Below are 13064 nucleotides of genomic sequence, written 5' to 3' on the forward strand. Positions count from 1 at the left end.
GCCCCCCAAACCGCGTAGGCCGATCACGATAGGGCCACGGATGGCGCCCGCCGTGACAAGGCCTCCCCGGTTCGCGAGTGGTGAGCCGACGGCTTCGGCACCGACCGACCGTGCTCACCGCCGTGGTCGAGCCGAGCCCGGCGTCCACCGCACCCCAGGCCGCCACGAACGAGGACATCGCCCCGTTCGTCACCGCCTGCACTCTCATCCGGACGAAATAGAATCCGTCCATGACCGCTCTTCCCCGCGGCGGGCGCCCCGCCGAGGCCTTGACGGCCGTCGAGGCGAGCATCGAAGACCGCTGGCGGCTGTTCCTCGCGGAATACGGTGTCGCCGCCGGGACGACGGAGGAAACCGACCTCGCCGAATCGGTCGTCGCCGACACTTCCGTATTCGAGTGGCGGGTGGTCGACGCCGCCTACGACAGGCTGGCGTGCGCCGACTGCGGTAGCCGCCTCGGCTCGGGTCCCGTCGGCTGCGAGAAATGCGACCAGGCCGACGGCTTCCGGTTCGCCGCCGTCGAAACCGACCGTCCCGCGACGCCGCCGGGCACCGAGCACGGGCTCCGCGTCGCCACCGCGGTCGCCCGCGCCCGGCACCGCTACGGGGCACGGGCTCGCTGCGGTTTCGAACTCGGTCTTCCGCTTCTCCTCAACGGCGAACTGCCCGGTACGGCTCAAGCGCAGGCGTACCGGGCAGCGATCAACAGGCTCACGGAAGAGGAATGCGAACGCGTGACCTCCTTCGAGGAGATCCCGGGGATCAGTAGTCGTCACGTCCGGTGAACTGCTGTTCCAGCAGCTCCGCGGAACCCGCGACGAGTTCGAGCGGGTCGGTGAACTCGTTGATGTCGAGGTTCACCAACGGCAGGGAATGGCGCAGCACCAGGTGATCCCCCATGACCACCAGTCCCCCGACGACGATGGTGTTGCCGATCTCGGTCAGCACGGTCGCCAGGTCGACGTCGCTGACCCGCGCGAAAGGCGTCGCGATCTGCACCCAGTCCTCGCGGCGGTCGAAGATCTCCCGCGCGATGACCACGGTCTGGGCCCGCTCTTCGTAGTCGTCGTCACCGTAGGACAACCGGATGCGAATTTCGTCCGGTTCGTCCTTTACCACCCGATATTCGTGCCGTACGAACGCGACCAGATCGGCCCATTCCGCCATGAATTCAGTCTCCCTCGCAGTCGAAGATCAAGACTAGCGACTGCCGCAACTCGTGAGTGGCAAGGACGGTTAGAACCGTCCTTGCCACTCACGAGGCCCGAGGGTCAGCCGCCGGTCGGCAGCCCCGCCCGCGCTTCCTGCTGCGTCAACGGCCGAAGCGACAGCGTGTACTCGTACGTGCTGTCCGGCTGGACCTGGCTGCGTTCCCGCACCGGGTTCGGCGTGTCCCCGACCCCGGTCACCGCGTGGCTCGCGTGCAACGTGAACCAGCCCTTGTTGCGCTGCAACTGGAACGGGTACGCCGCCCGGTCGAGATCGTCGAACGGGGTCACGCTGACGTCCTTCGCGCCCCCGACCAGCAGGCCACCGGTCCGGCCGTCGGTGAGCAGCGCCCACCGGCTGTCGGTGTGGTTGCCGTGGTCCTGCGGCCGGTGGTATTCGACGTACTGCTCGTCCACCGTGCTCGACTGCACGCCGATCGGCGTCCCGTCCTTGCGGTCGACGTAGCTCTCGGCTTTCCGTCCATACCAGGCGAACCGGTCATATCGGTCCGGCACCGCCAGTGAGACACCGATCCGCGGCAGATACGGCAGCGTGCGCACACTCCCCTGCGGAATCACCCGGTTGCCGAGACTCAAGGTCCCGGTCCGGTCGACGGCGTAGATCATCGTCTGGTCGAACCACGCCCCGGTGACGTCCGGCGCCGCGACCCGGCTGTCGACGATCACCCGAACGCCGCGCGAGCCGTCCTTCTCGACCCGCACTCCGGTGACCGTCGTCTTCAACCGGTCGAGCCCGGCCTTCCGCCAGTCCTCACCCTCGGCCCTGCCCCAGGCGAACGTCTCGTTGCTGATCGGTGCCCGCCACGCGTCGAGCCTCGGCCCGCCGCTCAGCAGTTCCTTCCCTTGATGCCGGATGGATGTCAGCGTGCCGGTGGCCTTGTCCACCCGATACGTGACGCCCGCCGCCGTCGCCGTCACCGAAGCCGCGTCCTCGACGACTCCGACGGACTTCCCGTCGAGCGGCGTCCGGTCGAGGCCCGGAACCCGCTCGCCGCCCAAGGAGAACTGGTCGTGCGCCAGGACATGTCCGCGCGCGAGCATCGGCTCGCCCTGGGTCGTCACCGCTTCGACGGTGAGGAACCGCTCGCGGTCCCCGGGATTCGGCGGCACCGGGACGGCGACCTTTCCGGTCGACCCCGCGGCGACCCGCAGCGGCTGTTCGCCACGGGCGACGATCCGCGAGCCTTCCTGGATCCGCCACCGCAGGTTCAGCTCGTCGGTGCCCTTGAACTGCCGTTCGTTGGTCACCGACAACGAACCAGCCGAGTAGGCGAACCGGAGCGGCTGATGCGCCCAGGCCATCTGCGCGGTTTCCGGCTGCACCGAACGGTCCGAACCGATCAGACCGTCCACACCGGACAGACTGGAGCCGTACGAAAGGTGACTCCCCCGCTCCGTGACACTGTCGAAGTCGAGCGCCAGAACGGCCCCGCCCGCCGGAGCTGTGCCGGAGAGTTCCGTGGCGGACAGCGGCTTGTCGTAGATGCGGACGTCGTCGACGGCGCCGCGGCCCATCCAGCCGATGGTGGACGGGTCGTTCCACGACGTCTCGAAGTCTCGGCCGATGTTCACCTCCGCGGAGGACGAGTCGATCGCGCCGGTGAACGGTTTGCTCCCGACCTCCTTGCCATCGAGGTAGAGCCGCAAGGCCGTGCCGTCGTAGGTGCCGCTCACCCGGTGCCAGTTTCCGTAGAAGTCGGCCGGCACCTTCGCCTGCACCGCCTGCCACGTTCCACTGTGGATGAAGAACTCCAGCGTGTCCTGCGTCTTCATCTTCAGCGCGTACTGGTGGTCACCCTTGCCGAGGATACGGAAGTCACCGGTCCACTTGCCCGGTTTCACCCAGGCGTCCAGGGTCAGCGCCTTCCCGGTTATGTCGAGCTTCCGATCGCGGTAGACCTCGACGAAGTCATCCAGCCCGGACAATCCCAGCGCCTTGCCGCGATGCCCTTCGACCAGATCCGGCTTTCCACTGATATGCGCCGAGATGTCGTTGCCCGACGAGTCGGGCGTGAGCCGGATCGGCTGCCGGATGTTCTGTTCCGCCCAGTCCCAGATGAACCCGCCCTGGGTCTGCGGATTCGCCCGGATCGTGTCCCAGAACTCCCGGAAGTTGCCGAGGCTGTTGCCCATCGCGTGGGCGTATTCGCCGAAGATCAGCGGTTTGGTGGTGTTCTTCGCCTGCTCGGCGAACTTCTCCGGCGACGGATACCGCGGCCCCCAGACGTCGGCGAACGGCGCGTCACCGTCCGGGCTGTTCGACTGGTGGTAGATCGGGCGGGTCGGCTCGTTCGCGTCCAGCCATTCCGCCAGCGCGAAATGATGCGCGCCGAGACCGGCCTCGTTACCGGTGTCCCACAGGAAGACGCTCGGATGGTTCTTGTCCCGTTCGACCATGCCGATCATGCGGTCGAAGAACGCGTCCCGCCAGGCCGGGTCGTTCGCCTGGCAATAGCGGGCGCAGTTCTCGTGGTTGTGGGTCTCGATGTCGATCTCGTCGTCGATCCAGAGCCCGTGCCGGTCGGCCAGTTCGTAGAAATAGGGATCCGATGGGTAGTGCGAGGTGCGGACCGCGTTGACGTTGAGCCGCTTCATCAGCGCGACGTCGCGTTCCTGCGCGCGCCGGGGCACGTGCCTTCCGTGATCGGGGTCGGTCTCGGCGCGGTTGACGCCCTTGAACAGCACCCGTTTCCCGTTGACCAGCAACTGCTTGTCGCGGATCTCGATCTCGCGGAATCCGACCGTCTCGCTGGTGATGTGCGTGACGCGGCCGTCGGGCGCGGTCAGCGTGAGGACGGCCGCGTACAGGTTCGGGGTCTCGTCGGTCCACTTCGCCGGGTTCCGGACGGGCAGGCTCAACGCGGTCTTGCCACCCGCGTCGACCTCCCCGCTCGTGGTCCCGACCTCCTTTCCCGCCGCGTCACGCAGACTGAGTCCGACACGATGCTTGCCCGTGGTCCCACCGGGTTTGGTGGCGACCTCGACCGCGGCTTTGAGGGTGGCGTCGGTGTAGGTAGCGTCGAGGTCGGTCGTCAGCCCGACGTCCTGGATGAACGTCCCCGGCGTCGAGTGCAGGGTCACCGACCGGAAGATGCCCGAGTACCGCCATTGGTCGACGTCCTCCAGGTAGGCGCCGGCGCTCCAGCGGTGCACCTGCACGGCGATCCGGTTCGGCCCCGGCCGCAGCGCGGACGAGATGTCGAACTCCGCCGGCGTGTAGCCGCCCTGGTCGTAGCCGATGTACTTCCCGTTCACCCAGACGAAGTACGCCGACGTCACGCCCTCGAAGCGCAGGAAGGTCTCGCGTTCCGTCCAGTTCGCGGGAAGGGTGAAGTCGCGGACGTAGGCGCCCGTCGGGTTGACGTCACGCGGCACACGCGGCGGGTCGTCGGGCTGGATCTCGGTGGCGATGTTGCGGAAGATCGGATGGTCCAGACCGTCCGTCTGCCAGGTGTGCGGTACGGACACCTCGCGCCAGCGCGACGCGTCGTAGCCGTCCTCGTGGAACCCCTCCGGCACCTGAGAGGGGTTGTCCGCCATGGCGATCCGCCATTTGCCGTCGAGTGAAACCGTGTACGGGCTCCGTTCGTCGCGGCGGGCCGCCGCGGAAACGTCCGCATACGGCCTAAGGAAAGCGTGCGGTGGCTCCTGTCCTTCGGAGACTTTTCGTGGATCGTCGAGATAGGACTGGACGTCCGCGGCCGCCGGAGTGGCGGCCGCGACGAGGGTCCCGGCGAGCATCGCCAGGACCAGGACGATGGGGCGTGTTCGCAGCACTGCGTTCAACCTCCCAGGGAGTTCAGCTGAGCCGGAAGCTGACCCGTTGACGATCCCGCACGGCGGTACCGGGACGGAAGACCAAGATCCTTCCCTTGTCGTGGGCCAAATAGGTGGCGGGCTCACCCAGGAGGCGGAACGACACCGCCAGCCGGTCGGAAAGGCCCGGCACCTGGGTGAAACTCGCCGCCCGGCCGTACGCGTCGCTCTCGTCGTACGGATCGATCCGCACGGTCGTCGCGTCCACGACCCGGACGTACCGGTCCGGGAAGTTCACCGATTGCAGTGCGACGGTGCCCGCTCCGCGGAATCCCGCGACGATGCGGAACTGGGAATCGGCCAGCTCGCGGACGTTGCCGTCCGCGGTCAGCCGGTACTCGTAGTGCCGCACGTACAACGCGGGATCGTCCAACGGGGACAGCCGCACGCAAGGGCCGCCTTTGCCGACCGGGACACCGAAACTCGGCGTCCCGTCGTCGTTCCAGTACAGCCGCTGCACCCGGGTGTGCCGGTTCGGGTCGTACAGCGGATCGCCGGTGATGTCGCGGTAGTCGCGGGCGTGGTACACGAGTACGTCCGAGCCGTCCTCGGCGACGGTGAACGAGTTGTGCCCAGGACCGTACTGCCGGGTCGCCTCGTTCGTGGTGAACACCGGCTGCGGCGACTTCGTCCACGAACGCGGGTCGAGCAGATCCGACCGTTCGTCCGCGGTCAGCAAGCCCATGCAGTAACGGGCGTCGGTGGCACTGGCCGAGTAGGTCATGAACACCCGCCCGTTGCGGATGAGCACCGCCGGCCCCTCGTTGACCTTGAAGCCCTGGATCTCCCACGGCAGGGTCGGCACCGCGAGCCGGGCGGGGTCGCCCTTGAGCGCCAGCGGTGACGCCATCTCGGCGAGGTACAGATTGCTGTTGGTCGCGATCCCGGGTTCGCTCTGCGCCCAGGCGAAGTACCGCTTGCCCCGATGTTCGAACGTCGTCGAGTCCAGTGTGAAGGTGTCCCACTTCGTCACCATCTGCCCGCGCAGCACCCACGTGCCCGCGCGTGGATCGTCCGAAGTGGACTCCAGCACGTAGGTCCGGATGCGGAACACGTCGTCCGAGTCGCCCGCGGCGAAGTAGACGTACCAGCGCCCGTCGATCCGGTGCAATTCCGGTGCCCAGATGTGGCCGCCCATCTTCCCGGACGGCGGACGTCGCCAGATCGTCGTCTCCCTGGCGGTGGCCAGGCCGTCGAGCGTGGCGGCGCCGCGGACGACGATGCGGTCGTACTCGGGCACCGAACCGGTCAGGTAGTACATCCCGTTCACCGGCCGGGTGATGAACGGATCGGCCCGCTGCTCGACCAGCGGATTCCGGGTGGTCAACGACGTAGGAGCGGTTTCGGCGGCCTGAGCCGTGCCCGGCGTCAAGCTTCCGACGGCGGTGGCGGCAAGCAGTCCGCCACCCGCTCTGAACAGGTCACGTCGGTCGATGGTCATGGTCATCCCCTCACTCGGGCCGGGAAGCGCAGGAAGGTCACGGAGTTCGGCGGGAAGGTGTACGTGAAGGTGTTCGACACGCCGGAGAACCGCGACTCGCGTGGTGCGATCGGCGTGCTGAAAGCGGTGTTGACGTCGTCCGGCGAGCCCTGCAGCGTCGTCACGCGGGCGGTCGAGCCCGGCTGGACGCGGGTGCCGAGGTCGACCCGGGTCCGGGCGGCGGCGGCCTGCGCGTTGACCACCTTGACCACCAGTTCACCGGTCTTGACGTCGCGGGTGACGACCTGGCGGAACGGTTCCGCGACCTTGTCGTCGGTGAACGAGCCCCACTTCTGTCCGTCGAGGAACAACGTCACCTGGCGGCCCCGGACCTCGACCCGCAGGTCGTACTGCCTGCCGGTCTCGATCTTGGTGTCGTTCTGGAGCAAGGTCGTCTTGCCGCCGCCTTCGGTCTTCTCGACGGCGGAGACGGTGTTGTTCCAGCCGCCGAGGTTCCACCAGTAGTTGTTGCCGGTGTCCTTGACGCCGAACGCGACCAGGAAGCCTTCCTTGCCGCCGGTCTTGGTCGCCTTCACCGAGAAGTCGTAGTTGCTCCAAGAGGGATCACCCGCGGTCACCAGGGTGTTCTCGGCGGCCTGGTCGGACTGGACGTACGCCCCGTTCGACACCGCCCACGACCCCCGCCCGGCGACCTTCGTCCAGCGCGAATCGTCACCGGAGAAGTCGTCCGAGAAGAGTTGCGCACCGTCGGCCGAAGTGACCTTGACGTCGTCGTACGCCGCGCTCGTCGCCCAAGTGGACAGTCCCACCGCACCCGAGATGGGCGCGACCGTGGACGGTGTACCGGAGGCCTTGCTCGGGACGACGTGATCACCGACGTTGGTCATGAACAGCTTCTGTGTCTCGTAGCTGGCCGAAGCCCAGGACCGCTGGTTGTCGAACCAGATCATGTCCGGTTTCCACTGCACGTAGTCGGTGTTCGCCAGCAGTGGCGCGTACGACGCGAGCTTGACGACGTCGGCGTTCCGCTCCAGCCCGGTCATGTACGCGGCTTCGGCCAGCGCGTTGCCGAACTTGTTGTCCAGTGACGCGTACTCGCCGAGGAACACCTTCGGGCCATTGCGGTCGTAGGAGTCGTACCGCTGGTTGTTCTGCAGGAACCACTGTGGGCTGTTGTAGTAATGCTCGTCGACCATCGAGACCTTCGCGTTCCGGTTCAGGTCCCACAGCCGGTCGAACGTCGTGCCGGTGTCGTCCGGTCCCGAGTTGCTGATCACCGTGATGCCGGGGTACTTCGCCGCGATCGCCTTGCGGAATTCGGTGAAGCGGGCGAAGAACTCGTCCGGCAGGTTCTCCTCGTTGCCGACGCCGACATGCGTCAGGTTGAACGGCGCCGGATGCCCCATCTCGGCCCGCTTCTTGCCCCAGGTCGAGGTGACCGGGCCGTTGGCGAACTCGATCAGGTCGAGCGTGTCCTGGATGTGCCGCCGCAGCAGCGCCGGGTCGTCGGTCGCCTTGTTCTGCCCGCAGCCGGTGACCAGCGCCGGCACCACCGGGAGCGGCATCGCGCCGATGTCCTCGGAGAACTGGAAGTACTCGTAGTAGCCGATGCCGTAGGACTGGTTGTAGCCCCAGAAGTTCGCGTTCGTGGCCCGCTGCTCGACCGGGCCGATGGTGTCCTTCCACTGGTACGAACGCTTCCGTTCCCAGTTCGGCGCCTCGTAGCCATAGTGGCTGCCGGTGTTGACCAGGCAGCCGCCGGGGAAGCGGACGAATCCGGGTTTGAGCGCGGCGATCTTCTCCGCGAGATCGGCCCGCATGCCGTTGGGGCGGTTCTTGTAGGTGTCGCGCGGGAACAGCGACACCATGTCCAGCCGCAGCGTGCCACCGCCGGACGCGGTCAGCGCGAGCCTGCCCAGCGCGCTCGACTCCCGCGCCCGGACGGTGCCGGTGTAGCGCACCCAGCCGTCGCCGCGGACCTGGACCCGCAGCGGATCGGCGAGCGCCTTGCCCGCCGGATCGGTGACGGCGACCGTGAGCGGGGTGCCCGCCGCGCGATCCGTCCTGGCGAACACCGAGAAGTCGTACTGCTTGCCCTTCTCGACCCGGATCCCCGAGTTGTAGCCCGAGTTCGCGACTCCGTACTCACCGCCGGTGAGGTCGAGCTTGAGATAGCGGCGGTTCCGGTCGTTGAGCCGCCGGTCGTCGTCGGCCACCGTCGCCGTGCCGGTTCCGCCGTTGAGCGACGTGGGTGCCCACGACGTCAGCGGCGTGTACGACGCGTTGTCGGCCTTGTCGTACTCGAACGACCGGTTCTGCACGAGTTCGGCGTACAGCCCGCCGTCCGCCGCGCGGTTGATGTCCTCGAAGAAGACGCCGTACATCGAACGGTCGATCGTGGCACCGCGTCCCGCCGCGTCCACGGCGAGGCTGTAGTCGGTCGTCGGTGTCTGGCCCGAAGCGGTCTGAACGGGCACGAGGACACCGGCGGCGATGGTCAGGGACAGCACACCGATCCGGGCTGATCTGCTGCGCACAGCACTTCCTTTCGCTTCTTTGCGAGGAAACCCTGAAACTGCGTATGGAGCGCGGGCCGCGTTGCGAAAGCCACTTTCGCAACGTTGAAGGTTGCGAAAGTGGCTTTCGCAACCTCCTCGGCCTCACCTCAAGCGGCGGTCCGGGCCCGCCGCTTCGTCCAGATGTCGTAGGCGACGGCGGCGAGCAGCACGGACCCCTTGACCAGGTTCACGCTCTCCGTCGGCGCGCCGATCAGGGACATGCCGTTGTTGATCACGCCCATGATCAGTCCGCCCGTGATCGCGCCGACCACCTTGCCGACGCCGCCCTGCACCGCGGCGCCGCCGATGAACGCCGCCGCGATCGCGTCGAGTTCGAACATGTTGCCCGCGGTCGGCCCGGCCTGGTTGAGCCGTCCGGCCACGATGATCCCGGCGAGCGCGGAGAGCACGCCCATGTTGACGAAGATCCAGAACGTCACGGACTTGACCTTCACGCCGGACAGCGTCGCGGCCTGCAGGTTCCCGCCGATGGCGTAGATGTGGCGGCCGAACACCGCGCGCGTCGTCACCAGCGAGTAGCCGATCACCAGCACGGACAGCAGGATCAGCACCCACGGCAGGTTCTTGTACCGCGCCAGCTGCACCACCACGAACAGCACGACGGCGGCCGCCGCGACGATCTTCAGCAGGAACATCGGCAGCGGGTCCACCTCCTGCAGGTAGTTCAGCCGCGCCGTCCGCTTGCGCCACCGCGAGACGACCGCGCCCGCGATGGCCAGCGCACCGACCAGCAGGCTGACCACGTCGGCGCCACCGAGCGGGCCGAGCCCGATGTTGCCGAGGTAGCCGCCGGTGAACCCGTTCGCCAGCGTCCGCACCTCGTCCGGGAACGGGCCGATCCCCTGGTTCCCGAGCACGGTGAGCGTCAGCGCGCGGAAGATCAGCATCCCCGCCAGCGTCACGATGAACGCGGGAATCCCGAAGTAGGCGACCCAATACCCTTGCCACGCCCCGATCACCGCGCCGACGGCCAGGGTGATGAGCAACGCGATCGGCCACGCCACACCGAGGTTCACCATCAGCACGGCCGAGATCGCGCCGGTCAGCGCCACCACGGAGCCGACCGACAGATCGATGTGCCCGGCGATGATGATCAGGATCATGCCGATCGCGAGGATCAGCACGTACGAGTTCTGCACGATCAGGTTCGAGATGTTCTGCGGTTCCAGCAGCGCGCCGCCTGTGAGGATCGAGAACAACACGACGATCAGCGCGAACGCGACGTAGATGCCGCTCTCGCGCGGGTTGAACGAGATCCGGCGCGGCGCCCTGGCCGGCGCGGCTCCCTGCTGGTCACCGACACCGGTGACGGTGTCGGCGGAGGCGGTGCTCATGTCTTACTCCTGTTCCCTGGTCATCGCCCGCATGAGGACCTCTTGGGTGGCCTCGGCCCGGCCGACCTCACCGGTGATCCGGCCCGCCGACAACGTGTAGATCCGGTCGCACAGACCGAGCAGCTCCGGCAGTTCGGACGAGATGACCAGGACGGCCTTCCCCTCGTCGGCGAGCCGGTTGACGATCGTGTAGATCTCGTACTTCGCGCCGACGTCGATGCCGCGGGTCGGCTCGTCGAGGATCAGCACGTCCGGATCGGTGAGGATCCATTTGGACAGCACGACCTTCTGCTGGTTGCCGCCGGAAAGCGTGCCGGTCACGCTGCGCACGTCCGGTGCCTTGATGTTCATGCTCTTGCGGAATTCTTCGGCGACACGGTGTTCTTCGTTCTCGTCCACCCAGCCGCGCCGGGCGAGTTTGCCCAGCGCCGCGCCGGAGACGTTGCGCTGGATGTCCTCGATGAGGTTCAGCCCGTAGCGTTTGCGGTCCTCGGTGGCGTAGGCGATCCCGTTCGCGACGGCGTCGCCGACCGTGCGCACTTCGATCTCCTTGCCGTCCTTGATCAGGCGACCGGAGATGTCCTTGCCGTACGAGCGGCCGAACACGCTCATCGCGAGTTCGGTCCGCCCGGCGCCCATCAGCCCCGCGAGGCCGACGATCTCGCCCCGCCGCAACGTCAGGCTCGCGCCGTCGACGACGACCCGGCCGTGTTGCGTGGGGCTGTGCACGGTCCAGTCCTCGATCCGGAGGACCTCGTCGCCGATTCGCGGTTCCCTCGGCGGGAACCGGTTCTCCAGTTTCCGGCCGACCATCCCGGCGATGATCCGGTCTTCGGTCACCGTGCTCGCGTCCAGCGTCTCGATCGTCCTGCCGTCGCGCAGGATGGTGATCGAGTCGGCGATCGCGGCGATCTCGTTGAGCTTGTGCGAGATCAGGACGCAGGTGACGCCGTCGTCGCGCAGGCCGCGCAGCAGGTCGAGCAGATGCGCCGAATCGTCGTCGTTCAACGCCGCCGTCGGCTCGTCCAGGATCAGCAGTTTGACCTCTTTGGACAGTGCCTTGGCGATCTCGACCAGCTGTTGCTTGCCGACACCGATGTCGAGCACCGGCGTCACCGGGTTCTCCCGCAGGCCGACGCGCCGCAGCAGCTCGCCGGCCTCGGCGTTGGTCCGGTTCCAGTCGATCAGCCCGCCGCGCGCCTTCTCGTTGCCGAGGAAGATGTTCTCCGCGATGGACAGTTGCTGGCACAACGCGAGTTCCTGGTGGATGATCACGATGCCGCGGCGTTCGCTGTCGCGGATCGCGGAGAACGCGCACGGCTCGCCGTCGAAGACGATCTCGCCGTCGTACGAGCCGTGCACGTAGACGCCCGAGAGCACCTTCATCAGCGTGGACTTGCCCGCGCCGTTCTCGCCGCAGATCGCGTGGATCTCTCCACGGCGCACCGACAGGTTGACGTCCTGCAGCGCCTTGACGCCGGGGAAGGTCTTGGTGATCCCCCGCATCCGAAGGATTTCGTCGGTCACGTCGCTACCTCAGCTGTTCCGCTTTGTAGTAGCCCGAGTCGATGAGTTCCTTCTGGTAGTTCCCCTTGTTGAGGATCACCGACTCCAGCAGGAACGCCGGGACGACCTTCTGGCCGTTGTTGTAGTCCGTCGTGTTGTTGGTCTCGGCCTTGCCGCCCTTGAGCACCGCGTCGGCCATCTTGACCGTGGTCTCGGCGAGTTTGCGGGTGTCCTTGAAGATCGTCGAGTACTGCTCGTTCGCGATGATCGACTTCACCGACGCGACCTCGGCGTCCTGGCCGGTGACCACGGGGTACGGCTGGCCGGGCGTTCCGTAGCCGTTGCTCTTGAGCGCCGACAGGATGCCAATGGAGAGCCCGTCGTACGGCGAGAGCACGCCCTGCACCTTGTCGCCGGAGCTGTAGGTCTTGGTCAGCAGGTCTTCCATCCGCCGCTGCGCGGTCGCCGCCTGCCAGCGCAGGATCGCCGCGACGTTGAACGCGGTCTGGCCGCTCTTGACGACCAGCGTCCCGTTGTCGAGGTACGGCTTCAGCACCGACATGGCGCCGTTGAAGAAGAACGTCGCGTTGTTGTCGTCCGGCGAACCCGCGAAGAGCTCGACGTTGAACGGTCCCTTGCCCTCACCGGGCGAACCGTCCTCTTTGAGCACCTTGAGCCCGGTGAGCAGCGACGTCGCCTGCTGCACGCCGACCTTGAAGTTGTCGAAGGTCGCGTAGTAGTCGACGTTCGGGGTGTTGCGGATCAACCGGTCGTAGGCGATGACCGGGATCTTCTTGTCCGCGGCCTCCTGCAGCTGGGTGGTGATCGCGGTGCCGTCGATCGAGGCGATCACGAGCAGTTTCGCGCCCTTGGTGATCTGGTTCTCGATCTGGTTCACCTGGGTGGGGATGTCGTCCTCGGCGTACTGCAGGTCGACCTGGTAGCCCAGCTTCTCCAGCGCCGCCTTGATGTTGTTGCCGTCGTGGATCCAGCGCTCCGACGATTTGGTCGGCATGGTGACGCCGACCAGTCCGCCCGCGGCGCCTCCCGCGGCCGCCTGCTGATCGACGGTCTTCTCACTCGAACCGCAGGCCGTGAGCGCGGCGCCGAGGCCGACCGCCACGGCCAGTGTGGCCAGTTTCGTGAACTTCATTGTTCC

General features: G+C 67.1%; 8 protein-coding genes. 1 reads left to right on the forward strand and 7 read right to left on the reverse strand.

Features of this window, described 5'->3' with window-relative positions:
* Window positions 1–230: 230 nt before the first annotated feature.
* Entirely contained in the window at window positions 231–785 is a 555-nt protein-coding gene (locus tag ACFWIW_RS07925) for a hypothetical protein (protein WP_378367727.1), read from the forward strand.
* On the opposite strand, the gene ACFWIW_RS07930 is transcribed toward ACFWIW_RS07925, so the two are convergent.
* The 7 genes from ACFWIW_RS07930 to chvE all read right to left on the reverse strand — a co-directional run bounded on the left by ACFWIW_RS07930 (window position 763) and on the right by chvE (window position 13058).
* Window positions 763–1167: a hypothetical protein gene (locus ACFWIW_RS07930; RefSeq protein WP_378367728.1), complete on the reverse strand. Its 405-nt coding sequence runs from the start codon at window positions 1165–1167 to the stop codon at window positions 763–765. The genes ACFWIW_RS07925 and ACFWIW_RS07930 overlap by 23 nt on opposite strands.
* Before the next feature lie 104 nt (window positions 1168–1271).
* Window positions 1272–5006 carry a glycoside hydrolase family 2 TIM barrel-domain containing protein gene (locus ACFWIW_RS07935; RefSeq protein ID WP_378367729.1) on the reverse strand — a complete coding sequence of 1245 codons (3735 nt, stop codon included), beginning with the start codon at window positions 5004–5006 and terminating at the stop codon, window positions 1272–1274.
* Window positions 5007–5028: 22 nt separating this feature from the next.
* Window positions 5029–6486, reverse strand: coding sequence for a family 43 glycosylhydrolase (locus ACFWIW_RS07940; protein ID WP_378367730.1), 1458 nt, complete (start codon window positions 6484–6486; stop codon window positions 5029–5031).
* A 2-nt stretch (window positions 6487–6488) separates the two neighbouring features.
* A complete protein-coding gene (locus ACFWIW_RS07945; protein ID WP_378367731.1) occupies window positions 6489–9023 on the reverse strand; it encodes an alpha-L-arabinofuranosidase C-terminal domain-containing protein in 2535 nt (844 codons plus the stop codon).
* A 128-nt stretch (window positions 9024–9151) separates the two neighbouring features.
* Window positions 9152–10399: a multiple monosaccharide ABC transporter permease gene (mmsB, locus tag ACFWIW_RS07950; protein WP_378367732.1), complete on the reverse strand. Its 1248-nt coding sequence runs from the start codon at window positions 10397–10399 to the stop codon at window positions 9152–9154.
* 3 nt (window positions 10400–10402) lie between these two features.
* Window positions 10403–11926 (reverse strand): multiple monosaccharide ABC transporter ATP-binding protein, encoded by a 1524-nt coding sequence (mmsA, locus tag ACFWIW_RS07955; protein ID WP_378367733.1) that lies wholly within the window; start codon window positions 11924–11926, stop codon window positions 10403–10405.
* Between the two features lie 4 nt (window positions 11927–11930).
* The gene (gene chvE, locus ACFWIW_RS07960) at window positions 11931–13058 is read right to left on the reverse strand and encodes a multiple monosaccharide ABC transporter substrate-binding protein (RefSeq protein WP_378367734.1); all 1128 of its coding nucleotides are present in this window, start codon (window positions 13056–13058) and stop codon (window positions 11931–11933) included.
* Between the last annotated feature and the right edge of the window lie 6 nt (window positions 13059–13064).

Origin of the sequence: Amycolatopsis sp. NPDC058340, from assembly GCF_042723975.1 — a bacterium.
In the GTDB taxonomy this organism is placed as follows: Bacteria; Actinomycetota; Actinomycetes; order Mycobacteriales; family Pseudonocardiaceae; genus Amycolatopsis.

Excerpts from the sequence above, each read along its gene's own strand:
- ACFWIW_RS07925 (WP_378367727.1), top strand. The coding sequence starts at position 231 with ATGACCGCTCTTCCCCGCGGCGGGCGCCCCGCCGAGGCCTTGACGGCC.
- ACFWIW_RS07930 (WP_378367728.1), bottom strand. The coding sequence starts at position 1,167 with ATGGCGGAATGGGCCGATCTGGTCGCGTTCGTACGGCACGAATATCGG.
- chvE (WP_378367734.1), bottom strand. The coding sequence starts at position 13,058 with ATGAAGTTCACGAAACTGGCCACACTGGCCGTGGCGGTCGGCCTCGGC.
- ACFWIW_RS07940 (WP_378367730.1), bottom strand. The coding sequence starts at position 6,486 with ATGACCATCGACCGACGTGACCTGTTCAGAGCGGGTGGCGGACTGCTT.
- mmsB (WP_378367732.1), bottom strand. The coding sequence starts at position 10,399 with ATGAGCACCGCCTCCGCCGACACCGTCACCGGTGTCGGTGACCAGCAG.